23 protein-coding genes are annotated in these 26,423 nt (G+C 58.5%); 12 read left to right on the top strand and 11 right to left on the bottom strand.

What is annotated here, in order from left to right; all coding sequences use genetic code 11:
- Nucleotides 1-113 precede the first annotated feature (113 nt).
- The 3 genes from M0G74_RS14365 to metG form a co-directional block, all read right to left on the bottom strand.
- Nucleotides 114-428 (bottom strand): hypothetical protein, encoded by a 315-nt coding sequence (locus tag M0G74_RS14365; protein WP_248218880.1) that lies wholly within the window; start codon nt 426-428, stop codon nt 114-116.
- 159 nt (nt 429-587) lie between these two features.
- Nucleotides 588-1,520 (bottom strand): D-2-hydroxyacid dehydrogenase, encoded by a 933-nt coding sequence (locus M0G74_RS14360; protein ID WP_248218878.1) that lies wholly within the window; start codon nt 1,518-1,520, stop codon nt 588-590.
- Nucleotides 1,521-1,598: 78 nt separating this feature from the next.
- Entirely contained in the window at nt 1,599-3,638 is a 2,040-nt protein-coding gene (gene metG, locus M0G74_RS14355; protein ID WP_248218877.1) for a methionine--tRNA ligase, read from the bottom strand.
- 249 nt (nt 3,639-3,887) lie between these two features.
- Here metG and apbC point away from each other — a divergent pair, with 249 nt between their 5' ends.
- The 3 genes from apbC (at nt 3,888) to M0G74_RS14340 (ending at nt 6,253) form a co-directional block, all read left to right on the top strand.
- Entirely contained in the window at nt 3,888-5,057 is a 1,170-nt protein-coding gene (gene apbC / locus M0G74_RS14350; protein ID WP_248218875.1) for an iron-sulfur cluster carrier protein ApbC, read from the top strand.
- Between the two features lie 67 nt (nt 5,058-5,124).
- Nucleotides 5,125-5,490 carry a hypothetical protein gene (locus M0G74_RS14345; RefSeq protein ID WP_248218860.1) on the top strand — a complete coding sequence of 122 codons (366 nt, stop codon included), beginning with the start codon at nt 5,125-5,127 and terminating at the stop codon, nt 5,488-5,490.
- A 379-nt stretch (nt 5,491-5,869) separates the two neighbouring features.
- Entirely contained in the window at nt 5,870-6,253 is a 384-nt protein-coding gene (locus tag M0G74_RS14340) for a hypothetical protein (protein ID WP_248218857.1), read from the top strand.
- A gap of 62 nt (nt 6,254-6,315) precedes the next feature.
- On the opposite strand, the gene M0G74_RS14335 is transcribed toward M0G74_RS14340, so the two are convergent.
- Complete coding sequence (locus tag M0G74_RS14335) at nt 6,316-7,302, bottom strand: rhodanese-related sulfurtransferase (RefSeq protein ID WP_248218851.1); 987 nt, start codon at nt 7,300-7,302, stop codon at nt 6,316-6,318.
- A 219-nt stretch (nt 7,303-7,521) separates the two neighbouring features.
- On the opposite strand from M0G74_RS14335, the gene M0G74_RS14330 reads away from it, so the two are divergent.
- Both M0G74_RS14330 and M0G74_RS14325 read left to right on the top strand, forming a co-directional pair.
- Nucleotides 7,522-7,791, top strand: a complete 270-nt coding sequence (locus M0G74_RS14330; protein WP_160154426.1) for a hypothetical protein — start codon at nt 7,522-7,524, stop codon at nt 7,789-7,791.
- Between the two features lie 339 nt (nt 7,792-8,130).
- Nucleotides 8,131-8,748, top strand: a complete 618-nt coding sequence (locus M0G74_RS14325; RefSeq protein WP_248218844.1) for a hypothetical protein — start codon at nt 8,131-8,133, stop codon at nt 8,746-8,748.
- Between the two features lie 168 nt (nt 8,749-8,916).
- Here the strand turns inward: M0G74_RS14325 and M0G74_RS14320 are convergent, their stop codons facing one another.
- The 3 genes from M0G74_RS14320 to M0G74_RS14310 form a co-directional block, all read right to left on the bottom strand.
- On the bottom strand, nt 8,917-9,339 hold the full coding sequence (locus tag M0G74_RS14320) for a 3D domain-containing protein (protein ID WP_160154424.1): 423 nt from the start codon (nt 9,337-9,339) through the stop codon (nt 8,917-8,919).
- Between the two features lie 625 nt (nt 9,340-9,964).
- Nucleotides 9,965-10,681: a tetratricopeptide repeat protein gene (locus M0G74_RS14315; RefSeq protein WP_248218843.1), complete on the bottom strand. Its 717-nt coding sequence runs from the start codon at nt 10,679-10,681 to the stop codon at nt 9,965-9,967.
- 49 nt (nt 10,682-10,730) lie between these two features.
- A complete protein-coding gene (locus M0G74_RS14310) occupies nt 10,731-13,808 on the bottom strand; it encodes an FAD-binding and (Fe-S)-binding domain-containing protein (protein ID WP_248218842.1) in 3,078 nt (1,025 codons plus the stop codon).
- A gap of 426 nt (nt 13,809-14,234) precedes the next feature.
- Here M0G74_RS14310 and M0G74_RS14305 point away from each other — a divergent pair, with 426 nt between their 5' ends.
- The 6 genes from M0G74_RS14305 to M0G74_RS14280 all read left to right on the top strand — a co-directional run bounded on the left by M0G74_RS14305 (nt 14,235) and on the right by M0G74_RS14280 (nt 21,828).
- Nucleotides 14,235-15,347: a DUF523 and DUF1722 domain-containing protein gene (locus M0G74_RS14305; protein WP_248218840.1), complete on the top strand. Its 1,113-nt coding sequence runs from the start codon at nt 14,235-14,237 to the stop codon at nt 15,345-15,347.
- A gap of 8 nt (nt 15,348-15,355) precedes the next feature.
- Nucleotides 15,356-16,858, top strand: coding sequence for an FAD-binding domain-containing protein (locus M0G74_RS14300; RefSeq protein WP_248218838.1), 1,503 nt, complete (start codon nt 15,356-15,358; stop codon nt 16,856-16,858).
- Nucleotides 16,859-16,953: 95 nt separating this feature from the next.
- Nucleotides 16,954-17,469, top strand: coding sequence for a DUF2878 domain-containing protein (locus M0G74_RS14295; protein ID WP_160154420.1), 516 nt, complete (start codon nt 16,954-16,956; stop codon nt 17,467-17,469).
- 76 nt (nt 17,470-17,545) lie between these two features.
- Entirely contained in the window at nt 17,546-19,735 is a 2,190-nt protein-coding gene (locus M0G74_RS14290; RefSeq protein ID WP_248218836.1) for an autotransporter domain-containing protein, read from the top strand.
- Nucleotides 19,736-19,998: 263 nt separating this feature from the next.
- Complete coding sequence (locus M0G74_RS14285) at nt 19,999-21,195, top strand: aminotransferase class I/II-fold pyridoxal phosphate-dependent enzyme (RefSeq protein ID WP_248218834.1); 1,197 nt, start codon at nt 19,999-20,001, stop codon at nt 21,193-21,195.
- Nucleotides 21,196-21,351: 156 nt separating this feature from the next.
- Nucleotides 21,352-21,828: an Lrp/AsnC family transcriptional regulator gene (locus tag M0G74_RS14280; RefSeq protein ID WP_160154417.1), complete on the top strand. Its 477-nt coding sequence runs from the start codon at nt 21,352-21,354 to the stop codon at nt 21,826-21,828.
- Between the two features lie 180 nt (nt 21,829-22,008).
- Here M0G74_RS14280 and M0G74_RS14275 read toward each other — a convergent pair whose 3' ends face one another.
- Nucleotides 22,009-23,025: a HupE/UreJ family protein gene (locus M0G74_RS14275; protein ID WP_248218826.1), complete on the bottom strand. Its 1,017-nt coding sequence runs from the start codon at nt 23,023-23,025 to the stop codon at nt 22,009-22,011.
- Nucleotides 23,025-23,879: a peptidylprolyl isomerase gene (locus M0G74_RS14270; RefSeq protein WP_248218821.1), complete on the bottom strand. Its 855-nt coding sequence runs from the start codon at nt 23,877-23,879 to the stop codon at nt 23,025-23,027. The genes M0G74_RS14275 and M0G74_RS14270 overlap by 1 nt, the downstream gene beginning before the upstream one ends.
- Before the next feature lie 229 nt (nt 23,880-24,108).
- Here M0G74_RS14270 and M0G74_RS14265 point away from each other — a divergent pair, with 229 nt between their 5' ends.
- Nucleotides 24,109-24,420 carry a c-type cytochrome gene (locus M0G74_RS14265; protein WP_282450201.1) on the top strand — a complete coding sequence of 104 codons (312 nt, stop codon included), beginning with the start codon at nt 24,109-24,111 and terminating at the stop codon, nt 24,418-24,420.
- 180 nt (nt 24,421-24,600) lie between these two features.
- Here the strand turns inward: M0G74_RS14265 and M0G74_RS14260 are convergent, their stop codons facing one another.
- Together M0G74_RS14260 and M0G74_RS14255 are read right to left on the bottom strand one after the other, a co-directional pair.
- Nucleotides 24,601-25,641, bottom strand: coding sequence for a helix-turn-helix transcriptional regulator (locus M0G74_RS14260; RefSeq protein WP_248218809.1), 1,041 nt, complete (start codon nt 25,639-25,641; stop codon nt 24,601-24,603).
- A 49-nt stretch (nt 25,642-25,690) separates the two neighbouring features.
- On the bottom strand, nt 25,691-26,281 hold the full coding sequence (locus M0G74_RS14255; protein WP_248218808.1) for a lytic transglycosylase domain-containing protein: 591 nt from the start codon (nt 26,279-26,281) through the stop codon (nt 25,691-25,693).
- Nucleotides 26,282-26,423: the final 142 nt, after the last annotated feature.

The raw sequence follows: 26,423 nt of genomic DNA, 5'->3' as shown, positions 1-26,423 counted from the left end.
CAATCATTCCTCTTGGCATTCCTCTTGGCACTCCTCTTGGCATAGGCATTACTCGTGCTCTCCAGCAGGATGTCCGTGTGAATACCCGGAAAACCGAACGGTATCGATACTGGCTACTTGAGGATTTTTGCAATCAACCAGCCGGCGGCAAAAGCACAGCCGACACTGACCAGTGGGTGCGCCTTGATGGAGGTTTCCGCCCGCTCGGCGACATCGTGGGCCCGTTGCTTGCCCTTTTCCATGGTGTTGCGAGTACTGGCTTTTACATGGTCCGCGGTCTCGCGGGCGCTGGCTTTGACGTGGTCTGCGGTCTCGCGGGCGCGAGTCTTCATGTGTTCGGCGGTATCGTGTGCTGCTTCACCGGCCAGGTTGTAGGCTTGGTGCAGTTTCTCTCGGCCGGAATTATGCGGGGCTTTTGCGCTTGCCATGAGGCTCTCCTTCAACAACAGTCAAGGTGAACCAGTATCCTAGGGTGCGTGGGGGCTTGTGGGCAGGGAGAGAGGTGGGGATGGTGAAATTGGTCTCACAAGCCCGTGGCCTTATAACCTGTGGGCATCGTTAACCTTCAATTACCATTTACTAACCCTTCAGGCACTGCGCCAATCAACAATGTTGCTGACTACGCCGTCAAGCAGGCGCTGGCGGCTCTCGCGGCTGATCCAGGCATTGTGTGGTGTGATGATCAGGTTGGGGATATCGTTCGCGAGCAGCGGATGATCCGCCGGTGGTGGTTCCACACTGAGTACATCCAGCGCTGCGCCGCCAATCTCGCCCTGTTTCAGCGCTGCCAGCAGTGCCTGTTCATCCACCAGGCCTCCGCGGGCGGTGTTGACCAGGAAGGCCGTTTTTTTCATGGCCCCGAGAAAGTCCGCATTTACCAGCTGGTCGGTCTGCTCGGTGAGTGGGCAGTGCAGGCTGATGACATCGGACTCTGCGAGTAACTCCGGCAGCGATACCCGTCCGGATTTTTTCTCCCCGGTAAACGATTCCGCGATCAGAACATTCATGCCCAGGGCTTCACCCAGCTGCGCGACTTTCTGTCCCAGGTCGCCGTGGCCGATGATGCCGAGATTTTTCCCTGCCAGTTCCACAACCGGGTAATCGAGTCGACAGAAAATCGGCGATTGGCTCCAGCGGCCCTGTTGCACATCGCCGGCATACTGGTGCCAGCGGGTGGCGAGGGCGAGCATCAGGGCGAGGGTATGCTGGGCGAGGGAGCTGCCGGTATAGCCGGCAACATTTTTTACCGGAATGTTTTTTTCAGCGGCGGCTTCGAGGTCGATGTTGTTGGTGCCGGTGGCACAAACGCAGATCAGTTTGAGGTTGGGGGCGTTTTCGATCAGCGCGCGGTTGAGCACCACTTTGTTGCTGATCACCACGTCCGCATTGGCAATACGCGCTGCGGTTTGCTCAGGTGATGTGGTTTCGAAATATTCCCAGTGGTCGAGAGACCCTTCCAGTGCCGAGGTATCCAACTCTTCCAGTTTCATGGTGAGGGTGTCCAGGAATACGCCGCGCATGTTTGTCTCTCGCTGGGAATCGAAATTTGGTTTTGTGGAACGGTAGGAGTCTGCAAGCAGGCTCCTACAACAGTTGATTTACATCACACGCATACCAGGCTGCGCACCGGCGTGGGGTTCCAGAATCCACAGGTCTTTGCCACCGGGGCCGGCGGCCAGCACCATGCCTTCGCTGACACCGAAGCGCATTTTGCGCGGGGCCAGGTTGGCGACCATCACGGTGTGTTTGCCGATCAGGTCTTCCGGGCTGTAGGCGCTCTTGATACCGGCAAACACGTTGCGGGTTTCGCCGCCCAGGTCCAGGGTCAGGCGCAGCAGTTTGCCGGCGCCTTCCACGTGTTCTGCGTTGGCGATCAGGGCAATACGAAGATCTACCTTGGCGAAGTCGTCGAACTGGATCTGCTCTGCCAGCGGGTCGTCAGCCAGTGGACCGGTGACGGTTTTGGCTTCTGCCTGCAATTGCGCGAGAGATTCCTTGGCCGCTTCCTGCATGGCATCTACCTGTTCTTTTTCCACGCGCTGCATCAACGGTTTGAATTTGTTGATGGTGTGGCCAGCCAGCGGGGTAACGGCGCTGTTCCAGTCCAGTGCCACGCCGAGGAATTCTTCGGCTTTTTTGGCGGTTTCCGGCAGTACCGGGGCCAGCCAGGTCATCAGTGCGCGGAACATGTTGACGCCCTGGGAGCAGATCGCCAGCACTTCGTCTTCCTTGCCTTCTTCTTTCGCCAGGGACCAGGGCGCCTTGTCGGCGATCCAGGCGTTGGCGGCGTCGGCCAGGGCCATGATTTCACGGGTGGCGCGGCTGTATTCGCGCGCTTCAAAGTATTCGGTAATACGCGGCGCGGCTTCTACAAACTGGTTCCACAGGCTCTCGTCGGCAAGTTTTGCGGACAGGGCACCGCCGGTCTTGCTGACAAACTTGGCGGTGCGCGAAGCGATGTTCACGACCTTGCCCACCAGGTCGGAATTCACCTTGGCGATGAAGTCGTCCAGGTTCAGGTCCAGGTCGTCGACACCGGCGGTCAGTTTGGCGGCGAAGTAGTAGCGCAGGTATTCCGGGTTCAGGTGATCCAGATAGTTGCGTGCATTGATGAAGGTGCCGCGGGACTTGGACATCTTTTTGCCATTGACGGTCAGGAAGCCGTGTACACACACCTTGTTGGGGGTGCGGAAGTCGGCGGAGTCGAGCATGGCCGGCCAGAACAGGGCATGGAAGTTGACGATGTCTTTGCCGATGAAGTGATACACCTCGGCACTGCTGTCTTTTTTCCAATACTCCAGCCAGTCCAGGTTGTTCTTGTCGCAGTAGTTTTTCAGGCTCGCCATGTAGCCGATGGGTGCGTCCAGCCATACGTAGAAATATTTGCCCGGTGCATCGGGGATTTCAAAACCGAAGTAGGGGGCATCACGGGAGATATCCCATTCCTGCAGGCCCTCGTCAAGCCACTCGGACAGCTTGTTGGCCACTTCACTCTGCAGGGTGCCGGAGCGGGTCCACTGTTTCAGGAAGTCGGTGAACGCGGGCAGGGTAAAGAAGAAGTGCTCGGACTCTTTCTCGATGGGGGTGGCACCGGAGATGGCGGAAATCGGGTTGATCAGCTCGGTGGGGCTGTAAGTGGCACCACAGGCTTCACAGTTATCGCCGTACTGGTCTTCGGTTTTACATTTCGGGCAGGTGCCCTTGATGTAGCGGTCTGCCAGAAACAGCTCTTTCTCCGGGTCAAACGCCTGGGTAATGGTGCGCGAGGCAATGTGGCCGTTCTCGCGCAGGCGCTTGTAGATCATCGCCGACAGTTCGCGATTCTCTTCCGAGTGGGTGGAGTGGTAGTTATCCACACCGATCAGGAAGTCGTTGAAATCCCGCTCGTGCTCCGCCTGCATATTGGCGATGTGCTGTTCCGGGGTCAGTCCCAGCTGCTCGGCCTTCAACATGATGGCGGTGCCATGGGCGTCGTCGGCGCACATGTACAGGCACTGGTTGCCGCGGGCGCGCTGGAAGCGGGCCCAGATATCGGTCTGGATGTACTCGAGAATATGGCCCAGGTGCAGGGAGCCGTTGGCGTAAGGCAGGGCACTGGTGACGAGGATGTTTCTGGGCTGATGGTCGGTGTGAGACATCTTGAATTCCAAAGGCTGCGAGACTGATATTGAGACGGACATTGAGACTGACGTTAGTGGCGGCACCGGGGCGGGAGCGCTACAGGGCTCCGGGACTGGCGGCTGCCGCGGGGCATGGCCCGAAAAGAGCGCGGAATATAGCAGAAATGGGGCCTGCAAGGCACCTGCAGCGGGAAAGGCTAGGCTTGTCTTGGCCGCGGACCTTCCCCACAATGCCGGCCGAATTTGAGTGCCAGCGAGGATCGCAGAGTGACCGACCATCATCATGACCACGAACATGACCACGAAGACATCCCGGAAGAGGTCCAGATCCAGCTGGAGCGGATCGCGGAGCTCATCGGTGCCTTGGAGGACCCGGCAACCGGCTTGCCGCTGGATCAGCTGGAGGCAGATATTGAGGTGGGCTATGAGGACGGCACCGTCTACACCGGCGTAACCTTGGGTTATCCCTGTGCCAGCCAGGAGGAAGCCTGGGCACAGCGTATCCGCGCCGTCTGTGAACCGGCGCTCGCAGCGGGTGCACTGGCCGGCGCAAGCATTCAGACTGATCTGTTTTTCGAAATTCCGCGTACAGACATGGGTGATGTGCCCGAGTCACTGAAGGCGGTGAAAAATATCATCGCGGTTGCCTCCGGCAAGGGCGGTGTGGGCAAGTCCACCACTGCGGTGAACCTGGCGCTGGCCCTGGCGGCCGAAGGCGCCTCGGTAGGCCTGCTGGATGCCGATATCTACGGCCCGAGCCTGCCGACCATGCTGGGTACTGAGGGACTGCGCCCGGAAGTAAAAGGCGGCAAATTCTTTGTGCCGGTCCCTGCACAGGGTATCAGCACCATGTCCCTGGGCTACCTTCTTACGGAAGATACGCCGGCGGTATGGCGCGGCCCCATGGCCAGTGGTGCCCTGAATCAAATGCTCACCCAGACCCTGTGGGGCGAGGGCGCTGAAGGCGAAGAGCTGGATTACCTGGTGGTGGATATGCCCCCGGGTACTGGCGATATCCAGCTGACACTGTCGCAGAAAGTGGCCTTGTCAGGAGCGGTAATCGTTACCACGCCCCAGGATCTGGCGCTGGTGGATGCCATTAAAGGGGTGGAGATGTTCCGCAAGGTATCGGTACCGGTACTGGGTATTGTCGAGAATATGGCCCTGCACACTTGCTCTAACTGCGGCCACCAGGAGCCGATTTTCGGCACCGGCGGTGGCGACAAAATGGCGGCGGACTACCACACCTGTCTGCTGGGCCGTTTGCCGCTGGCCATGTCGATTCGCCAGCAGGTGGACGGAGGAGCGCCATCCGTTGTCGCGGAACCGGACGGTGAAGTGGCGGCTCTATATAAAGAAGTCGCGCGCAAAGCCGCGGCACAGGTATGGCTGGGTTCGGGCGAAGAGGGAGCGATGCCCGAGATTGCGCAGGATTAGCGGTTAAGTTGGGGTTGGTTGAGAATGCGCAGAGCTTCATACCAGCCCCTGTTCAGGAGATGGTACTTTGAGCTTTCAGATTCGCTTTCTTCCCGACACCAGAATTGTGTCTGTGGTGTTTTTTGGTCCGGTGGATCTCGAGCAAAAGCTGGCATCGGCCGGTCAGGTGGGCGAGAAGTACGGGCACCTGCACCCGCTGAGGGTGCTGGTAGATGTTCGCCAGGCCGAAATAAACCTGACCCTGGAAGAGCGCAAACTATTTGGCCGCTTTGTCGCGGAACAGACCGGCACCAGCCACGGCCGCGTGGCGGTACTGCACTCCCTTGAACGCAACCCCAATCACACCATCGATCAGGCGGCTCTGGCGGCCGGCCTGAAGCTTTCGGAATTTCTTACCGAGCGGGCAGCAGAAGAGTGGTTACTCTCTAGCTGAGAAGCTACTGGTCAGCGGTCTGCCGCTCTCTGTGCCCTCTCTGTACTCTTCCCCGTGCTCCTGACTTAGCCCTCCATTGCTGTTTCACCCTAACTTTCATCGTTCCTCTGCTTGTCGATGCTTCTCCCGTCATTTTTCTCCTTTGTCCGACAGTATTGGTACGCGTGAACCAAAATTGGTTTGAAAAATGCTTACTGATTGGTTGGGCCAACAATGTGACCATGTTGGCGCTTTTGAGTCACAAGTCCCGCTGCTACATGGGATTTTTGACTGTTTGGTCTAAAATGGCGCGCACAGCAGAAATGGCAAGTTTGCCGCTTCTGTTCTGGGTTCTTCAGGAAGTGTCGGCGGTACGGATTGCATTGGGGTAATTGCAGTAATGAGTTTTCAGATCCGATATGACAATCAGAGTCGGGTAGTCACCATGCTCCTGTACGGAGAGGCTACCTACGAAAACCGGATGGAAGCGGTGCGCCAGCTGGTGGCGAAATACGGCCATTTCAAACCCTTGCGGGTACTTGCGGATGTGCGCCGGGTCACCAAGATGTCGATGACGCTGGAACAACAACAGCGCTATGGCGCCTATATTGGCCAACTGCCAGCCCTGCAGGGGGCCCGCATTGCCATGTTAAACCGGGCACAGCTCAATACCACCGCGGTAATGCGCAACCATGCCCGGGACGGGGGACTGGAGTTGTTTTCTTTTCTGACGGAAGCGGCTGCCATGAGCTGGTTGACCAGCTCTGCCGAAGTGCCCACCTGAGCAGGCACTTCATACATCCCATGCGTCCATAAAAACCAGGAACTAGAAACCAGGAACCAGCGTCAGGAGCGCTGTGCCTGCTCTGCCTGTTGTCGACGCAGCGCCTGTTTGTGCTGGCGGCGGGCCTGGGTAGTGGCCTTGGCATCCTGCCCCAGGTGGTTCTCACCGCGGGTCTTGGCCAGTTGAATCTGCTTTTCCCGCTCGCGGAAGCGCGCCTTGTCCGCCTCGGAAACCGAATCGTGGCAATGGGGGCAACTGACGCCCTGCTCAAACAGTTCCGACTGCATCTCCTCATCGGTCACCGGCATGCGGCAGGCGTTGCACTGCTGGTAGCTGCCGCGCTCCAGATCGTGGTTGACGGTAACCCGGTCGTCAAACACAAAGCACTCGCCTTTCCACAGGGTGTCTTCCTTGGGCACTTCTTCCAGATATTTCAGGATACCGCCCTGCAGGTGATAGACCTCGTCGAATCCCTGTTCTTTCAGGTAAGCGGTGGACTTTTCACAGCGGATACCGCCGGTGCAGAACATGGCCACTTTTTTGTGCTGCTGCGGATCCAGGTGGTCTTTCACATACTGGGGAAATTCGCGGAAAGTGGTGGTGTTGGGGTTTACCGCGTGCTCGAAGGTGCCCACCTGCACTTCGTAGTCATTGCGGGTGTCGATCAGCAGTACCTCCGGGTCTGAAATCAGTGCGTTCCAGTCCTGAGGTTTGACGTAGGTACCCACGGTGTGGCGCGGGTCGATACCCTCGACGCCCATGGTGACGATTTCCCGTTTCAGTTTCACCTTGCTGCGCAGGAAGGGCATTTCCTCGGTGAAGGACTCCTTGTAATCCAGCGTTGCCAGGCGCGGATCGGATTTCAGGTAGGTGAGCAGGGCGTCGATACCCGCGCGGCTGCCGGCGACAGTGCCGTTAATACCCTCGCGGGCCAGCAACAGGGTGCCGCGTACCTCGTTATCGAGGAGCACCTTGAGCAGCGGTTCACGGAGGGATTCAAAGTTTTCGAGCGCGACGAATTTGTACAGCGCACAGACGACGATGTTCATGCTGAGGTCCTTATGCAGGCCGGAACGTAAATCCGGGGCAATGGGAGAAACGGGTTTTAAAGGCGATACGAAAAAATCGCCGCGCATTCTAACGAAATTTCCCCATGCTGTCGTACACTTTTTCGACAGTGAAGGACAGGCCTTGACCGATGATTCACAAGTTGTCAGATTGGCCGCCAACTTTCCCCCCAGCCCCACGGATACCAGCGAGGTTCTCCCATGGCCGATGACGACTTCACTCCCAAAGACTCCCCTCTCAGCCGCAGTTACGGCGATGGCAATCACACCGTCAGTATCGACATCTATGAAGATGGCGAGGGCGGCTGGCTGCTGGAAATTGTGGATGAGAACAACAACACCACGGTGTGGGAAGACGCCTTTGACACCGACGAAGAAGCGTTACAGGAAGCGCTGGATGCCCTGAAGGAAGAGGGCGTGGGGGCATTTATCGGGCCGGTGGAGGCAAGCGGCAGCTGGGAGGCGCCGTGACCACATGACCACATGACCACATGACCACATGACCACAAGACCACAAGACCACAAGGTGCGCGGGCGTCTAGTTTCGCGCGCCACCTGCCGCAAGAGCGATTGCAAATAATAACCGTCCGCCCCTGCAGGTTTTTCATGGCCTGCTAAGGTTATACATAGAAGGGAATCGCGACAGTGTAACAGCACTACCCAATCGTGGCGCCGCCATCGGGCATCAAGGAAGTTTGCCCTGGCGGCGCCGACTGTTACCGCGGTCTGCAGATGTATTAAGTGTGGTTGCTCTGCATGAAAAAATTCCTTCCCCTCCTGGCTGTCCCGTTATTCTGTTTTTCTACAGTAATGCCCGCCTTTTCCGGCATAGAGCTGAAACTCTCGGATAACCGTACCATCAACGTAGACCTGGCAGAGGCGCGGCTGATATCGGAGCTGAAAGGCTACGCGATTATCGCCGGCAGAACCTGTGTGGACTGCGATGAAAATACCGCGATTTTCCTGGAGAAAATTGACGGCGACCAGCTCGCGTCACAACCCCGCGATACCGAGCGCGAGGAGCCTCCAGAGCCCCAGGAATTTGCTGCCCTGGATGAGCTTGGCCACGACAGCCGGTCCGATGACCGGGCCCGGGATCGCGCCCAGGCGGACACCGATGGCGTGGCGGATGTGGATCTTTCGGGAGAAAGGTTCAGTTATCCCGGGCAATACCGGGATTACCTCACCAAGGAACTGGTGGAAAAAACCCGCATGTTTTACGGCCACTGCCACGAGAATTCTCCGGCACTGCTGTGGCTGACGGAGTACCGCACCGAGAAAGGCTGGGTGAAAGAAGAGTACCTGCTGGTGTTTCGCGACGAGGGCGTGGAACACCGCTACAACCAGTCGCGCCAGCCGAGCATTTATTACATCAAGAATGAACGCTGCCGCGAGTTGCCCGGTATCTCGGTGACGACGGAACCCTGACGGCTAGACTCTGGTCATCAAACTCTGGACCGTAAAACCCGAACCGGAAAATCGGAACAGCCAAATAGACAAAACCCCGCAGTTGCGGGGTTTTGTATGTGAAAGTCGTGCTTGGCAAAGCCCTGTGAACTTTCGCTGGGTCGGTCGGCGCTCACTGGCGCAGCCGACTTATTTCTTGTGGTCCCAGATGATTTTCAGCTTCTTTTTACCCCAGCTACGCGCTTTCTTGATGTCTTCTTCCATCCACACGTCGATGCGGTTTTTGTAGCGCTTGTTCATCCGGTCGCGCACGGTATAGGTACCCGGCAGACCTTCAATACGGACCTTGGCACCGTTGGTCAGGCCGTGTTTCTCAAGGTCGCGGGAAACCGCGATGATTTTGTCACCCGGGCGCAGACGGTTGTTCCAGGCTGCGGTCCAGGGGTCGTCATCGGTCTGGCCTTCAATGGAGTTGTAGGCGGTCGCGGTGACGGTCATAGACTTCTTTTTGTCGGCAGGGTCCTTCTTGATTGCGGCAAAGGCATCGCCACCGGCCAGCGCCGCAAGGGAAGCTACAAGTACGATTACATACTGTTTAAGACTCTGTCGCATATTTAATTACCTCCGAAAGCTCTTTGGTCACAGACTCTAAATGTCTGCCCGGCCTCCAAGTTGATTTCGTCATATGTGATCAATGTTTGATCAGGAAGGGCCATATTAAAGATCGCGGGGGAGGAATCAATCATTCCGCTGACAGCGGCAGACGTCCGTACAGGGTATTCATTTGCTTTTGTCTGTGAGTCGGATTGTTTAATTTTTTCCTCGTATTTAGAAAAAATAACCTGAGTGTGACCGTTTTATGACGGTGGCGACTGCTCTTGAGTATTTTCAATGGATCTCTGTTTTCTGATCACAATTCACCCATGACAGCGATGTCATCTTTTTTTGGTGGAATTTTGGGCGATCAGGGCGCTGTGACCGCCGCTTTTGTGGAACATAATTTTTTTCGAAAAATCTGCGACCGCCGGTTCAATACTACCTGTGCGTATCGATGACAGCGTTGTAATGGGAGCTGGGGAGGGAAATTGGGCTGAATATCGAAAGGCTCAGACTATTAGCCTGATAGAAAAAGGGCTGGCCATCCCTGTTTCTCTGGTCAGGTAGGAAGGAAAGGCCGGGGAAATCCATTCTCTGCTGTTGCACGGGCAGGGAAAGGCAGCCCCGGGGGAAGGGGGAGTCAGATGGCGGTATTGCCGACCGGGCGCTGGGGATTGACCTGTTCCCGCAGGGCAGTCAGATAGGCCTGGTCTTCCTCCAGATCCGCAAAGCCGTGGCGGCGATCCAGCGATACCGCCTGCTCCAACCACTGAATGGCCTCTTCCAGATTGCCCTGCCACTCGCACACCTGGCCGATGTTGAAGGCGGTGATCGCCAGGTTCTGCCAGTCCTGCTCTTCCCGCAGTTGCTCTATGGCACCGGCGTAGAGCTGATAAGCGTTGCGCAGCATGGCCACGCGCTTGTTGGGGTTTTCCTGCAGGGCCGACTGCTGGTGGTAGGTATGGGCGATGGCGGAGCGCACGCGGGCGGCGGAGTGCTCAAACGGCAGGCCCGGTGCGGACTCCACATACTCCAGCACTCCCTGAAACTGGGTGCGGGCGAGGGGGTAGAGGTCCGGGCGCTGGGCGCCCAGGGCATTGAGGATGATCCCGTAGCGGTAGCGCAGCTGGTTTTGCCGGTGGGGCTCACTCTCCAATTGCGCGATGGCGCGCTCATATAAAGGAAGGGCATCGTCGTAGTTGCCCGCCAGCGCGAACTCTTCCGCCTCGGCCACCAGTACCGCCGATGGTGTCGCGGGCTCCTGAGCGTTGGTGGCGGCGGGCGCTGCAGCCAGCTGCGTGGCCAGAACAACAGCAGCGAAGGCGGTCAGGAGTCGGGGGGCTACAGCGGTTGGCATGGCCAGCAATCTCCAAAGCCCGCCGATAGCACTTCGGCGGGACGGGAAGTTAGTGATTACTGACAGTAAACCCCGAATCTTCGATCTGCGCCAGTAGTGCTTGCAACGGATGGCGCAAATTTGTGTCGGCAAAGCGTTTGCTCTGGCAGCGGCAGGAGTAGCCGGTGGCAACAATGGCACTGGTATCGCCATTCAGCTTGGGCGCCCAGGACTGCTGGAAGATGGTACGCGAGGTTTCCCGGTTGGCCACTTCGTGGCCATAGGTACCCGCCATACCGCAACAACCGGCCGACTGGGTTTTCAGTTCCATACCCAGGGCGGCAAATACCTGCTGCCACTGGCGCGAGGAGCCGGCCGCGTTGGATTGCTCGGTACAGTGGGGCAGCAGTGTGAAACTGCCTGACTGCAGGCGGTTCTTGTTGGTTGCCAGGTGCTCGGTGTGTTCCGCCAGCCACTCCTGTAGCAACTGAACCTTAGGAGCCTTGTCGCCCAGCAGCTTCTGGTACTCGGAGCGGTAGGTCATGGTCATGGAAGGGTCTATGCCCACCAGCGGCACGCCGCTGTCGGCGAGGCTGTTGAGCATGGCGCTGTTGCTGGCCGCGGTCTGGGCAAACTGGCGCAGGAAGCCGTGTACGTGCAGCGGTTTGCCGTTGGCCCGGAAGGGCGCCACCAGGGGATTGAAGTCCAGCAGCTTGAGCAGGCGCAGGGTATCCGCCACTACCTCGGCATCGAAATAACTGGTGAAGGCATCCTGTACGATCACCACGGATTTAGCCCGCTGTGCCGGTCCCATGGCGCGCAGGCTTTCACGGCTGGCGTAGGCTACTCCCAGCTCGCGCATTACCTTGTCCAGCCGGGTGGCCGACAGTGCCGGGGAATCGGTGAGACCCAGGCCGCGCTCCATCAACCAGCGCACCGGCTTCAGACGCAGGGGGAAGTTGTACAGCTGTGGCACCCGCGCCAGGTGCGGCATCATGAACTCGAGTCCGCCGACAAAGTAGTCCTTCAGCGGGCGCAGGTAGCGGCCGTAGTAAAGCTCGAGGAATTTGGCGCGGAAGGTGGGCACGTCCACCTTGATCGGGCACTGGCCGGCGCAGGACTTGCACGCCAGGCAGGCCTGCATCGATTCGTTCACCTCATGGCTGAAATCGTATTCGCCGCGGGCCTTGGCCAGGGAGTTTTTGAAGCGCCCCGGCAGGCTCATAATGAAGGACTGCTCGCGGCTCTTGCGGGCTACGGCTTCCGGGTCGACGGACCTGTCTGCCAGCAGGCGCAGCCACTCGCGGATCAGTGAGGCGCGGCCTTTGGGGGAATGGATGCGGTTGCGGGTGCCCTTGTAGGAGGGGCACATGGCATCGTCCGGATTCCAGTTGAAGCAGGCGCCGTTGCCGTTGCAGTAAACCCCTTCGGAATAGCCTTCCCACACCTGTACCGGGATCTGCCGGTCGTGTTCGCCGCGCGTCGGCACCTGGTCGATCTTGAGCAGGCTGGAGGCGACGCTGGGGGTGGCAATCTTGCCCGGGTTTAACTGGTTGTGGGGATCGAAGGCGGCCTTGATCTTCTGCAGCTCCGGATAGAGTTCGCCGAAGAATGCGGGCGCAAACTCCGAGCGCACGCCCTTGCCGTGCTCGCCCCACAGCAAACCGTTGTACTTCTGCGCCAGATCCACCACTTTTTCCGTGATGATCCGAACCTGCTTGGCCTGCTCCGGGTCCTTCATATCGATGGCCGGGCGCACGTGCAGCACGCCCGCATCCACATGACCGAACATGCCGTAGGCAAAACCCGCTTCATCCAGTGCTGCACGGAACTCGGCGATAAAGTCGGCGAGGTTTTCCGGCGGCACCGCGCAGTCTTCCACAAACGGGATAGGGCGCTCTTCGCCCTTGGCGTTGCCCAGCAGGCCCACCGCGCGTTTGCGCATGCCCCAGATCTTGTTTACCTCGGCGTGGCCGCGGGCGATGGTATAGCCGAAACTCTTGCCCGGCTGGCCGATCAGGCTGTCCACATGGGCGGTGAACTTGCCGAGCGCCGCGTCCAGTTCTTCTTCCGAGTCCGCGGTGTATTCCACCAGGTTGATGCCGTTTACGGCCCGATCGTCCTGGGGGAAAAACTCGCTTACGCTCTCCCATACGATATCGCCCATGGCCAGCTGCAGCACCTTGCTGTCCACGGTTTCGATGGAGGTAGGGCCAGCTTTCATAAGGTCACTGGCGTCTTTGAGCGCGTCCTGGAAATGGTCGTAATTCAGGTTGACCAGTGCCGCGCACTTGGGAATTTTCAGCAGGTTGAGCTTGGCTTCGGCAATAAAGCCCAGGGTGCCCTCGGAGCCGCACAGGATATTGTTGAGGTTGAAGCGGCCGTCTTTGCCTTTCTCGCGATCGCGAATGTGCGCCAGGTCGTAGCCGGTGAGGCAGCGGTTCAGTTTGGGAAACTTGGCCTCGATCAGGGCCTGCTTGTCCCGCGCGATACCGTCCACCAGGCCGTGCACCTTGCCGGCACGGCTTTCCTGAGCGGAGACCGTTGCCAGCTCGGCGTCGTCAATGGCCTGGGAGTGCCACAGCTCGCCGCCCATCAGCACCGTCTTCAGCTCTAATACATGATCGCGGGTCTTGCCGTAGAGGCAGGAGCCCTGTCCGGAAGCGTCGGTATTGATCATGCCGCCGATGGTGGCGCGGTTACTGGTAGACAGCTCCGGGGCAAAAAATAGCCCATGTGGCTTGAGGGCCGCATTCAACTGATCCTTCACCACCCCGGTCTGTGCCCGTACCCAGCCTTCCTCTACATTGATCTCGAGGATGCGGTTCATGTGCCGGGAGATATCCACCACGATGCCATCGGTGAGCGACTGGCCGTTGGTGCCGGTGCCGCCGCCGCGGGGGGAAAGTACCACCGTGTGGAACTCCTCGCGGTCGGCAAGGCGCATCAGCAACTGCAGATCGTGCAGATCCCGCGGATAGACCACCGCCTGGGGCAGCACCTGGTAGATGGAATTATCGGTCGAGAGCACCGTGCGGCTGGCATAGCTGGGGCTGGCCTCGCCGTGAAAGCCCTCCTGCTTGAGTGCCTTGAGGAACTGCAGGTAGAGCGCCTGTACATCGTTGATTTCGCGCAGTGCTGGAATCATTCCGGGCCCCGGGGTCTGGTAAGACGGATGTCTTGCAAGTTGGTACATATATAAAGAAGGACTGGCATTTTAGCGGCGGTGGCGGGCTGCGCAACAATTACCGGGAAATCAGCAGGAGGCTGAGCGCCACTCTCGGCAAATGGGGAGGCACTAGGTGGAAATTGCGCAGCACGCCATATCGCTCACATGTCATCATCCGCAGGATGTTTTTCATCGTACTTACTAAGCTGATGTGAAAACTTGCCCCCGGGGTAACTCGAATGCCCAGGCACACGCGGATGGCAGTGGAATGAATAAAGGTGGCCTGCGACGCTACTTTTTAAGGAATTGGAGGATGTTCGTGCAATTTCTGCAGGGTTTCTCTACTGGATCTCGCTGCGGTTCGGCAGCACTTTGCTTGGTGTCCCGGAGGCTGGAGATAACCATATGAACTTTTCCCGGAAAATCCCCGTCGGCATCAGCCAGTGCGCCATGGGTGATGCCGTGCGCTTTAACGGTGGGCACAAGCACAGCAAGGTGTGTACCGAGTTGCTGGGGCAGTGCTTTGAGTATGTGCCACTGTGCCCGGAAGTGGCGATTGGCATGGGGGTACCGCGCAAGCCGATCCACCTGCTGGTGCAGAAGGCCAGTGCGCCGGTGGATGCGGTGCGTGTGATCGGGGTGGAGAACCCCGAAGTCGATGTAACCGAGCCGCTCAGGGCGTATGCGGATTCGGTGGTGCCCGAATTGGCAAGGGTGCGCGGCTATATCTTTATGCAGAACTCTCCCAGTTGCGGACTCCACGGCGTGCGTCGCTACCTGGACAATGGTCACGGGATCGACAGTGAAGGGGTTGGCGTTTTTGCCCGGCGTTTGCAGCAGCAGTTTCCCCATTTGCCGATGGAAGAAGTGGGGCGCCTGAACAACAGTGAGCTGCGAGAAAACTTTCTCACCCGAGTGTTCGCCTACGATGCGTGGTTTCGCTATGTGGAAAACGTGGCAGAAGTCGGCGCGGAAGAAAATGAAGGCGCAAAACTAACGGAGGGAAAGCAAGCGGAGCAAGTATCGGCAAAGACCTGGGATCAGCAATGGGATAAGCAGTGGCACGACAAGCTCCGGGGCAAAACCGGTAAGCCGCTTTCCCGTATCGCACGTATCATCGAGTTTTACACGGCTTACAAATATCTGTTGCTGGCGCACCACCAAGAGCAGACGCGCGAACTGGGTCGTTTGCTGGCAGACTCCAAGGCGATGTCTGAAGACGCGCTGGCATTTGAGGTGCGCGGGCGGATTATGCAGATCTTGTCGCGCCCGGCCTCGCGCAAAGACAGAACCAATGCACTGATGCACAGTGCGGGTCACTTGCGGGAATTTCTCGACAAGCAGGAAAAGGCGGAACTCAAGGCATTGATCGACGAATATCGCCTGGGATACAAGCCCTTGTCTGCGGTGCTGACGTTGCTCCGTCACTATATTCCGCGCAGTCCCCACAGTTTTATCCACAGCCAGGTACTGCTGGCGGCAGAGCCCGCGGAGCTGGGGTTGTGCGACTTTCATTGAATTGAGTTATGCCTGAAAAAGCCTATCAACGGGGGCTGGTGTGGTTGCGCAACGATTTGCGCCTCGCCGACAACACTGCCCTGTATCGCGCCGCCAAAGGGTGTAAAGCCGTGGCGGCGATTTTTATTGCCTGCCCGCAAACCTGGCGCAGTCACGGCGATGGCGACAATGTGGTGGCCATGCGTTTGCGCAGTCTTCGCCAGCTGCAGCTGTCGCTGGAGAAGAAAGGTGTCCCGCTGTACTTCCTGGAGTTACCGACATTTCCTGATGTGTCCGGTGCACTGGCGCAGATTGTGGACAAACTCCAGGTCGACGCCGTTTTCGCCAATGCGGAGTACCCGGTCAATGAGCTGCAGCGGGATCAGTCGGTAAGGCAGGGGCTGAAAACCCGCGGGGTGCCGGTGGAATTCTCTACCGATCGCACCCTGATTCCCCCCGGTAGCCTCACCACCGGCAGCGGGGATGGCTTCAAGGTGTTTACCCCTTTCAAGCGCGCCTTTATTGCCCGCCACGACAATCGCGGCGATGGCTTTGCGCCACTGCCGGCTCCCAGGGCACTGGGGCCGGATCATATGGCCCTGTGGCCGGATTGGATCGCCGTCGACGGCGACCACAATCTGGTGCGACGGATACCCGATACCGTGGGTGATTACGGCGTTGCGCCCGGTGGCGACGCGCAGGTACTGGACTGGCCGGCAGGGGAAGCGGCGGGTTTGCGGCTGCTGAAAGGATTTGCCGACAACGTTGACGACTATGCGCAGTGGCGGGATTTCCCCGCGCGCGACAATACCTCGCGACTGTCTCCCTACCTGAACTGTGGCGCCGTGTCCGTCCGCCAGTGCGTACAGATGGCGCTGGGGCAAAATGACGGTCGCTGGCAGGGGGCGAGTGAGGGCGCTACTACCTGGCTGAACGAACTGCTGTGGCGCGAGTTTTACCAGCACCTGGTGGTGAACTTCCCCCGGGTCTGTCGCCACAAGCCGTTCAAGCCGGAGACGGAACAGGTCCCTTGGTCTGACCGTACCCAGGACTTTACTCGCTGGTGTGAAGGCAATACCGGTGTTCCCATTGTGGATGCCGCCATGCGCCAGCTGAACCAGACCGGCTGGATGCACAACCGGCTGCGCATGGTAGTGGCGTCTTTCCTGACAAAAAACCTGCTGACGGACTGGCGCCGGGGTGAGGGTTATTTTATGCAGCAACTGGTGGATGCAGACTTTGCCGCAAACAATGGCGGTTGGCAGTGGGCGGCTTCCACCGGTACTGATGCCGCGCCTTATTTCCGGGTGTTCAATCCCTACAGCCAGTCGCAGAGGTTTGACCCGGACGGGGCGTTTATTCGCCGCTATGTTCCGGAGTTGGCGCATCTCTCGAATAAGGAGATTCACTGCCCGCCGGAAACCGCCATCACGCAAGACCTGTTTTCCGGTGAGGGTTACCCGCCGCCCATCTGTAATGTGACTGAATCCCGCAAACACGCAATTGAAGTATTTGCTAACTTGAAGTCTTAAGGATCCTCTGATTTATTCTTGATACCCCCGTTTCTGGCTTTCGGTGGTTGGCTACGCGCTCGCGGTACAGAATGCTTCTGATAAATGAGTGGCTGATGAATTATAAAAAACTCGCAAATTTCGCCCTGTTCGTCGCCGGATGGTGGACGGCCCTGTTGTATGGCAATGCCATGGCGTTGATTGCGTTGTTTCTTGTGCTGGCACTACATTTTGTGATGTGGCGGGACGTGCGGGATATTTTCATTATTCTGGGCTTTATTTTTTGTGGCTTTGCCATCGAGTGGGGCTTTATGGCCAGCGGTGTGCAGGATTACCACTCCAACCTTCCCCCGGCCTGGGCTATCTGCATCTGGGCCATGCTGGCCACCACCATGCGCTACTCCCTGTCCTGGCTGATCAGCAAACCGGGGTACGCGGCGCTGACGGGGTTGCTGGTGGCGCCGGTGTTCTACTTCAATTCGGTACACTTCGGCCCTGCCGGTTGGGGGCGCCCAGTGTGGCAATGCCTGCTGAGTATCGCATTGGTGTGGAGCCTGCTGGCGGCATTTCTCAGTAGTGTCCTGGTGCCTTTGGTGGAACAGATGGAATCCGCAGAAAGCAGTGCCACCTGAACCCTTACCGGTAAAATTCGATCCTCACAGCTGACCTATACTTGCCACGAATTTTCGCGTAGGCAAGGAGAGCCCAGTGCTGCGAGATAGACATGACGTTAACCGCGCGGCCCGGCTGTCGGCGGCGATAGCCCTGGTCATTGCTGCAGGGCTGCACGCGCCCGAGAGCCGGGCAGAAGAAGCGTTGTTCGAGTCCCTGGTCGTATTTGGCGATAGCCTGTCCGACAACGGCAATGCCGGTGTGTTCACCTCAGAGGACCCGCAAGGACGTTACCCACAGCAGCCGGCGGCGTCTTTTCTCGCAGACATGTTGGGTGTTCCCAAACAAAATTCCTGCTACGGGCTCGGGCCTGAATTTGGCGGCGCCATTCCCTGTGCGCCGGCTGCGGGTACGCCGGAGCAGCAGCTGCAGCAGATCACCAATTCGGTACTGACCAACGGCCCCAACTGGGCGGTTGGCGGCAACCGCACCGCCGATGTATTGCTGGACCTGGTGGGACCACAGCGCTTTCGCCAGTTGTTTCCCGATACCACCGTGGCCGATCACAACAGCCTCACCACCATACTGCCGGACTCCAGCCGCTGTGGCAGCGACGGCATCTGTGATCCGGCGGCGGGGGAGAGCCCCTACCTGAGTCCGGCAGAAACCCAGGCCGCGGTTGCCGCATTTGGCGACCCGGTGGCCTTGCAGGCACTGGTGGACGACCCGAATAACAATATCACTCTGACCGGGGTGCCATTTGCCACCGGCCAGGGATACCTGCCGCAAAATGTACCGAATTCCAACAGCCTCTATTTCCTCAATGGTGGTGGCAACAATATTCTCGATGGTGTGCGTGCCGGTAACCTCTCGCTGAGGTCCATGGAGCGGGCAGCGACTTTCCTGTCCACGGCGGGCAGCGAATTGAAAGCCGCTGGCGCCAAGTACATTGTCATGACGAATGCCCCGCGCATCGGAAATACCCCGGCGGTCTACGCGCAGGGGCGCGCCCTTATCGATTATGCAAACCAGGGAACCGAGTGGTTTAACGACAGGCTGCGGCGGCAGGTGAATGAAGTAGGCGATATTCTGCTGCTGGATATGGAAGGGGTACTGGAGCTCGCGGTGCAAATGCCATCGGCTTTCGGCTTCGCCAATATCAATCAGAGTGCGACCTGCTATATCAATTGCGCAAACCCACACCCGGTATATGGCGCCAACGGCACCAACCCCAACGCGAATATGCTGATTTTTTACGACAGTATTCACCCGACCCTGGCCGGCCAGCGCCTACTCGCAGACTATTACTACGAAACCCTCACCGCGGCCGTCGATTTCGGTGTACTCCCGGACCTCGCCTATCAGAATTCACGCCAGCACCGTATCAACATCGACAACCACCTGATCGCACAGCGCTACCGCGACCCTTACACCACCGTTTTCTTCGGCGCCAGCGTCGGCCATGCCGAGCTGGGCACCGATCCCGCGATCAATGATGAATTTGCGGCCTGGGACGGCTTTTTTGGCATGAGCTTCGCGGGCTTTAAGCAACTGGAGTGGGGCCTGGGAATGTCCTACGGCGGCAGCGAATACGAACCGCCGGAATTCTTCGCCAAATCCCGCAACTTCAACCTCAGCGCCTTTGCCCGCTGGGACAACGACTTCTGGTTCGTCGATGGTGGCATCGGCTACGCTGACATCGATTACGATGACATCCACCGCGACATCACACTGGGCGACCGCTTCCGCCACCGCCTCAACGCCAACACCGATGGCGACGGCTTCAGCGCCTTCGTGCGCGGCGGCTACGACGCCAGCCCGAATCTCGACAGTCACATGGGCCCCTTTGTCTCCGCCGAGTGGTTGCAGATCGACGTCAATGGATTCCATGAAAAAACCATCGATGACTACACCTACACCGGCGACTGGGGCCAGCGCCTGGACCCTCTTGGCCTCTGGGTTCGCGGCCAGGAGCGCGACTACCGCCGCTGCAAAGCGGGCTTCTTCTACAACAGCCCCGAATCTGCCGAGCACCAGTGGTACGGCGAATTCTGGCTAGAGCACACCGCGGGCGACGATGAGTCCGATCTGCGAATCGGGGTCAACTCCATTGATCGCAACTGGGCCCGTTTGCCTTCTTACCGCAGCAAAAATGCGGGGAACTTCCAGAACGGCGTGGGTGCCATGGTGGGAGTGAACATCACCGAAAAACTGCGGGTGGCTGCCGATGTACTGGTACGACCGGAGGATACGGTGGGCGGGTTGAGTCTGAATTACCGGTTTTGACCGGGTACTTAAAAGGACTCAACAACTTACATGGATGTATTCACAGCGGTTCCGAAAATGGTTCCCCAGTGCTTGCCCGCCACGATTGGTGGGCAGTGCGCAGAGTCTTGGTCTGATCTGGGCCGCATTTTCTGCGGCAAACGCCGCAAAAAAATCGGCCTGCTGCGAAAACACCCGCCCCTAAGCGGCATGAATTACCCCGCCGGTTGTTACCTTAGTTGTTACCTGAGAAGTATTCATAACAACCTCGAAAGATGGACCCGATGATGTACATCCCGCGATTCAGCAAACAGAGCCAGGCCCTCCACTCCGCAGACGCCGACGTCTGGGCCGTCAGCGACCGCGCCCACGCCCTCGCCAACAAAGGCGAAGATGTCATCTTCCTGTGTGTCGGTGACCCCAACTTCGACACCCCGGAACCCATCCTCGACTTTGCCCGTGCCCGCCTCGGCGTCGGCCGTACCCACTATTCACCGGCCGCCGGCGAACTCATGCTGCGCCGCGCCATTGCCGACATCGAAAGCAAAGTCAGCCCGCACCCCTGTAGCCCGGACGACGTCGTCGTCTTTCCCGGCGGCACCAATGCCATCTACGCGGTGCTCTCCTGCCTGCTCAACCCCGGCGAACAGATCGTCATCCCCGAGCCCATGTACATCGGCTACGTACCCATCACCGACGCCCTGCAGCTGGATGTAAAAAAGGTCGCCTGCCCCGCCGAGCAGGGGTTCGCCTTCGATATCGAATCCATCAAGCAGGCCATTAATGACGACACCCGCGCGGTCATGATCAACACCCCGGTCAACCCCACCGGCGCCATGGCCACCCCGGAACAGCTGCGCGAACTGGCCGCTTATTGCCGTGCCCGCAATATCTGGCTCATCTCCGACGAGATGTACTCCATGATCACCTTCGCCCGCCGCCACACCTCCCTGCGCACTGCCGCGGAACAGCTGGACAATGTGGTCGTGATTGACGGCCTGTCCAAATCCCACGCCATGAGCGGCTGGCGCCTGGGCTGGGCAGTGGCCCAGGGTGAACTGGTGGAGCGCCTGATCGAATACGCCGGCGCCACCATCTTTGGGGTGCCGCAATTTATCCAGGAAGCCGCCGCCTTCGCCCTGGAATTCGATACCTACTTCGTCAAGCAGATGCGCGACGCCTACGAAAAACGCCGTGACCTGATTGTCGAGCGTATTGGTAAAATTCCCGGGCTTAGCTGCTACTCCCCGGAGGCGGGCATGTTCGTGATGGTGGATGTGTCTGCCGTCGCCGAAAATGGCGACGCCTTTGCCGGCGCGCTGCTGGATCAGGAGCTGGTATCGGTACTGCCGGGCAAGCCGTTTGGCCCCAGCGCCGTCAACCATGTGCGCCTGACCCTGGCCGCGGATGACGCTGAACTGATGCGCGCGCTGGACCGTATCGAACGATTTGTTACTGGCGGTTGCCTCAAGGCGGGATGACATTCATAGGTGCGGGAAGCAGGGTGTGTTTGCGCACGCCGGCTTTCCCGCTATGCTGTGAAAAATTTGACCCCGATTACCCGTCTGGTCGTCAGAACCTATTGTCCAGAAGCCGCAACTTACTTGATCGCGGAAAACAAGAAGCGTACTAGAAACGTGAAAATTGATCGTCACAACCTCAAAATTCTCGATGTGTTGCAGACCAACGCCCGCATCAGCAACCTCAACCTGGCGGATCAGATCGGGCTCTCCGAAAGCGCCTGTCTGGCGCGGGTGAAAAAACTCACCAGCGAAAAATTCATCCGTGAGTTTCAGGCAGAGGTAAATCTGGAAAAAGTCCGTCACGCAGAGTTTTACGTCAACGTCGCCCTCAAGCGCCAGGACTCCAAAACCAGCGAAAGCTTTCGCCGCGCCATCAACAAAATCGAGCAGATCGTATCCTGCGTGAAAATGTCCGGCGAATTCGACTATATGCTGCGCTTTGTGTGCCCGGATGCCGCCGACTTCAACCGCGTGTCCGAACAACTACTGGCGGATGAAGACGCCGCCATCACCCGCATGACCTCCCACCTGGTGATCGAAAAAACCAAGCCGTTTACCGGGTATCCATTGGAGCTTCTGTTCCAGGATTGATGTGGAAATACAGTAGCTTACGAAGTGAATTTTTGATGCGAAGGGCGTGCCCCGGGTGCAGGTTTTCAGGAGCGTCGGCAACAGGGATGTTGCCGACGCAGCGTACAGGGATGTATTCACAGCGGTCCTGAAAACCTGCACCCGGGGCAGGACCGCCAATGCGCTCGCTTTATCCAGTCTTTAAACCACCAATGCAATCGTCCGATCAATCAACCACCAGGCGGCCAAACCGCCAACGAGATACGCCACGGGAAGCGCCGACGCTACCGTGGCCGTGTGCCCGGTGCGTATTTCCCACTGGTGCACCAGTGGCATCTGCCGCAGCAGCAACATCAGTGCACTGACCGCGAGGATAAACGCCAACTGTCCCGCCTCAACCCCCAGATTGAACACCGCCAGCGACAGTGGAATCGCGTGCTCCGGCACACCGATTTCCGACAGCGCGCCCGCAAACCCCAACCCGTGTAGCAAACCAAACCCGAACGCCACCAGCCATGGCTTGCGAATCGCCAGGGTCTTGCGTCCCTCCAGCTTGTGCAGGATCTCTACCGCCACAAACACAATACTGAGCGCGATCACTGCTTCCACCGGTCCCTGGGGTACCGAAACAACACCCAGCACCGCCAGCGCCAGGGTAATGCTGTGGGCCAGAGTAAATGCCGTAATCGTCGCCACCAGTTGCCGCCAGCCACTGACCAGAACAACTAGTGCCAGTACAAACAGCAGATGATCGATGCCCAGTAAAATGTGCTCCACTCCCAGCCCAAAGTAAGTAGCCGCCACCTCACCGGTGCCCGCAAGCGCCTCAATGGTTAGGCTGGGGTTATCCGGTAATAATCGGCTCATCTGCTCGCGGCCATCGAGCCAGCTGATACGCACCAGGGCATCGGTCATGGTTTTCGCCAGCCCCTCAATTTCGATGCGGCTACCAATCAGCTCAGCGGGGTGGCTGACCTGCCAGCGCTCCACATAATAGGCACCGACGAATTGCGCCACCGGCAAGCCACTGGCGTGGATATCGTCGGATAGGCCGACATTGAGGGAGAGTCGCAAGTCGCCGCGGGCGGGGACCCGCCAGGTCACATCGAAGGTTTCTGCAGCGGTCTGGATAATACTGAGTGAGGCCGGTCGCAGCTCGTGGGCCTGAGATAACGCGGGTAGTAGCAGCGTAACAACAAGGATCAGAATTTTTTTCATTATCTGCTGGCCTCGCTGGACATTGCCGTGGTGGAAGCTGCGGAAATCTGAATTCGGTAGTTGTCCCTCAGGGTTTCATACTGGGTTTGCAGAATCTTGTTCTGCTCTTGTTGTTGCCAGTCCCGCAGCACTTCTGCGCGCACTTCGCTGAATTCGGTCTCCCGTCTGGGCTGGCGGGCTGAAATTTTTACCAGGTGCTCGCCGTATGCCGAGGTGAGGGGCCCGCTCCATTCGTTGTCTGGCAATTCGAGCAATTGTTGCGAGAAATCGGCGCCAAACTGACGATCGATGCGCTCGACACTGGCGGATTCCATTTCGAACTGGAGCAGGCTGTTGTCGCCCAGTTTGCGCGGGTTGCCACCGGCGGTGAGCTTGGTCAGCACCATGCGGGCATCTTCGGCAACCTGCGGGCGCTGGTCGCTATTGAGAAAGATTTGTTCGAAGCTGTACTGGGCGGGTTGGGTGTATTTCTGGATATGGCGCTGGTGGTAGTCCCGCAGCACCTGTTCGGCCGGCTCAATGGCGTTGACCAGGTCCCGTGCCAACAGCTCCATCTTCATGCGTAAGCGGCGCCGGATTACCGTATCGTCCCGGTCCAGTCCCATCTTTACCGCCTCGCGGTAGAGGACTTCCTCGCGCACAAAGTCGTCGATCAACCCCTGGAGTTCTGCCGGTTCCGGCGGGCGCTGCCAGCCGCGTTCAAATATGCCGGCCAGGTGCTGGATGCGGGCTTCGCTGACGATGATGTCTTCCGTATCGGCGGCCTGGTCGCCCTGAAAAGCACTGTTGATGGCGAATAGCAGGGCCCCGATCAGGGCAAACTGGGCACTGGGATCCTTGATCCAATGCAGCATCTTGGGTTACTCCGGCTTAGAACTGTTATTGCTGGGGTAATGGGAGAAATTTCTTATTCCATTGAGCATAGTTCATGGAACGCAAATTGGCGGGCTGGTTTCGGATGGATATCGGAAGGCAGTAATAAAAGTGTGGTTATTGACGCTAAAAGGAATCTACACTCTGTGCTGGATTTGTACGGCTTACGGGTAATGGCGTTTTGAATATGCGCACCCGAGGGAGAGAATGATGAAAAAGATGACACTTTCAGCGCTGTGTATGGTTGTTGGCAGTCTGGTGGCGAGTGGCCAGGTCATGGCGGATGCCGTGGAAGACAAGTACAAGCAGGCCTGTCATATCTGTCACGATACCGGCGTGGCCAATGCGCCAAAGGTGCATGATGTAGAAGCCTGGAAACCGCGGCTGGACAAAGGAATGGATGCCCTGCTGGGCTCCGTAAAAAACGGATTGAATGCCATGCCACCCGGTGGCATGTGCAGCGGTTGCAGTGACGACGATTACAAGGCGCTGATCCAATATATGTCATCGCCCAAGCCGTAAAAGGTTTGCAGGAGCCTGTTCTACAGACGAGTTGGTGACTGGGCTAATTGCCTGCAAAGCAGGTCCTGCAAGATTCAGTGTGGCCCAGAGGGCGCGTTTTGGCTTGCGGAAACTGAAAAAAATCTGACGGATTTATCATCCTAAAATATTGTCGATGGAGTCCTCGCGCTCGTTGAACCATCACGCCGGCAACTGGTCGCGACGGTACTCCGTTGGTGTCTGGTTGTGGCGGCGTTTGAAGGCGGCGTTGAACGGGCTGAGTGAGCGGTAGCCGATATCCAGCGCGATGCTGAGTACCGGCAGGTGGGCTTCACCGGGGTCGGCCAGACGTCGGCTGGCCTCGTCGATGCGAAACTGGTTCAGGTACTCGTTGAAATTGCGAAAGCCCAGGTGCTTGTTAATCAGCGCGCGCAGGATATGTTCGCGCACATCCAACTGTTCTCCCAATTCGCGAATCGTCAGCCCGGTGTGGCGGTAGCCACCGTCGTCCATGTGCTGTTGCAGCTTGTGCAGAAGTTGCTGACCCTGTGCGTCCAGTGGCGCCGCTTCTTTATCCTGCTTCTCCGGCAGAGCCGATTCTGCTTCCTCCGCAATAATTTGCGGCAGGGTTTCCTCCAGTGCCCTGGGTGACAGGGCCAGCAGCCACAGACATACCGCAAAGGTGAGCAGCCAGGTCATCACCGAGTGGGCGGCGGGGACGCCCGCGGGTACCGGGTAGTAAGAAAACAGGAACTCGGCGCAGACAACAATCGACATGTAGCCGCCGACGGCAATCAGCAGCGCAATGCGCAACTGCCGACGCTCAGCCACCAGGTCGGCCTGCAACTGTTGCCACAACGTCAGCAGCCCGAGTCCGATCAGGGCCAGCTTGAAGGGTTGTTCCATGGGGTAGAGCAGCGGGTGCAATTCAAACTGTGCGGCAAACCCGAGCACCAGATCCACGGCAATCAGCCCCCAGCCCCAGCGGGGAAAATGCTGGCTCTCGCTGCACAGGTGATGGGCAAACAGCCAGAAAGCGGCCGGGCACAGCATGGTGGGAATATCGATCAGCAGGTCGACCGCGGGGTGGGCCACAATCAGCAGCGGGCGCAACAGATAGAAAAATGCCCCGGCAATCAGTACCTGTATCCAGGGGCTGCCACCGCGACGGGTGAAGCCGATACGCATCGACGCGAGCAGTAGCAGGCTGCAGGTGGCGCCGGTAAAAAATGCGTAACTCACGGTGTACCTCTACTGATTTTTTTGCATTGCGCCAGCGTTAGCGCCAGCGTTAGCGCCAGCGCTCAACCCAGGCGTCCAGCACCTTGCGACTGTAGGTGTGCCGGCCGTAGCTGCCGTTGTAGTAGGCCAGGGCGTTGGGCATATTGCCTTTGGCTTTCTTGATGTAGTGCTTGAGGATGGTACAGCCGTAGCGCAGGTTGGTGTCCATGTTGATCAGGTTGTCTTCCGGGCGCCCCAGTTCCTTCTTCCAGAAGGGCATTACCTGCATCATGCCCTGGGCGCCCACGCGGGATACGGCATAGGGATTGAAGGCGCTTTCAATCTGAATGACCGCCAGCACGATTTCCGGCTGCAGCTCGGCGCGGGTGGCTTCCCGGTGGATGGCTTTCAATACGTGCATCCGTTCTTCCGGGTCCTTGATATAGCGGGCCAGGGGTTGGGATTTGGCCATCAGCCAGACTTCCGCGTCGTAGCGGTCGACAAAGGAGTCCGCCTCGGTCACGGCGGTTTTCAGGGCCTGCAACAGCAGCGGGTCCACCTCTTTGGCCTGGGCGGACGCGTTTGCGCTGGCCAGAAGCAGCAGACTGGTGAGGCACAGCAAAAGCAGGCGGCTGGCTTTTTTTATCTTGGGGTCGCTCATGCAGCGGATTTTACGGGAAGGGCGCCGCTTGTGGTATCTCGGCCTGTTACTTAACCAGAGTGCCCCCAAACAGAGAGCCCGCAAACAAAGAGCCCCCGTCGGGTGACGGGGGCTCTCTGTTTCGCTTTACGTTTTCAGCAAG

This window comes from Microbulbifer sp. CAU 1566 (genome assembly GCF_023156515.1).
Classification (GTDB): Bacteria; Pseudomonadota; Gammaproteobacteria; order Pseudomonadales; family Cellvibrionaceae; genus Microbulbifer.
Note: the sequence above shows the minus strand (reverse complement) of the source record. Positions and strands in the feature narration are given on the sequence as shown.

Excerpts from the sequence above, each read along its gene's own strand:
- M0G74_RS14365 (WP_248218880.1), bottom strand. The coding sequence starts at position 428 with ATGGCAAGCGCAAAAGCCCCGCATAATTCCGGCCGAGAGAAACTGCAC.
- M0G74_RS14360 (WP_248218878.1), bottom strand. The coding sequence starts at position 1,520 with ATGCGCGGCGTATTCCTGGACACCCTCACCATGAAACTGGAAGAGTTG.
- metG (WP_248218877.1), bottom strand. The coding sequence starts at position 3,638 with ATGTCTCACACCGACCATCAGCCCAGAAACATCCTCGTCACCAGTGCC.
- M0G74_RS14340 (WP_248218857.1), top strand. The coding sequence starts at position 5,870 with ATGAGTTTTCAGATCCGATATGACAATCAGAGTCGGGTAGTCACCATG.
- M0G74_RS14335 (WP_248218851.1), bottom strand. The coding sequence starts at position 7,302 with ATGAACATCGTCGTCTGTGCGCTGTACAAATTCGTCGCGCTCGAAAAC.
- M0G74_RS14330 (WP_160154426.1), top strand. The coding sequence starts at position 7,522 with ATGGCCGATGACGACTTCACTCCCAAAGACTCCCCTCTCAGCCGCAGT.
- M0G74_RS14325 (WP_248218844.1), top strand. The coding sequence starts at position 8,131 with ATGCCCGCCTTTTCCGGCATAGAGCTGAAACTCTCGGATAACCGTACC.
- M0G74_RS14320 (WP_160154424.1), bottom strand. The coding sequence starts at position 9,339 with ATGCGACAGAGTCTTAAACAGTATGTAATCGTACTTGTAGCTTCCCTT.
- M0G74_RS14315 (WP_248218843.1), bottom strand. The coding sequence starts at position 10,681 with ATGCCAACCGCTGTAGCCCCCCGACTCCTGACCGCCTTCGCTGCTGTT.
- M0G74_RS14310 (WP_248218842.1), bottom strand. The coding sequence starts at position 13,808 with ATGATTCCAGCACTGCGCGAAATCAACGATGTACAGGCGCTCTACCTG.
- M0G74_RS14305 (WP_248218840.1), top strand. The coding sequence starts at position 14,235 with ATGAACTTTTCCCGGAAAATCCCCGTCGGCATCAGCCAGTGCGCCATG.
- M0G74_RS14300 (WP_248218838.1), top strand. The coding sequence starts at position 15,356 with ATGCCTGAAAAAGCCTATCAACGGGGGCTGGTGTGGTTGCGCAACGAT.
- M0G74_RS14295 (WP_160154420.1), top strand. The coding sequence starts at position 16,954 with ATGAATTATAAAAAACTCGCAAATTTCGCCCTGTTCGTCGCCGGATGG.
- M0G74_RS14285 (WP_248218834.1), top strand. The coding sequence starts at position 19,999 with ATGATGTACATCCCGCGATTCAGCAAACAGAGCCAGGCCCTCCACTCC.
- M0G74_RS14275 (WP_248218826.1), bottom strand. The coding sequence starts at position 23,025 with ATGAAAAAAATTCTGATCCTTGTTGTTACGCTGCTACTACCCGCGTTA.
- M0G74_RS14270 (WP_248218821.1), bottom strand. The coding sequence starts at position 23,879 with ATGCTGCATTGGATCAAGGATCCCAGTGCCCAGTTTGCCCTGATCGGG.
- M0G74_RS14265 (WP_282450201.1), top strand. The coding sequence starts at position 24,109 with ATGAAAAAGATGACACTTTCAGCGCTGTGTATGGTTGTTGGCAGTCTG.
- M0G74_RS14255 (WP_248218808.1), bottom strand. The coding sequence starts at position 26,281 with ATGAGCGACCCCAAGATAAAAAAAGCCAGCCGCCTGCTTTTGCTGTGC.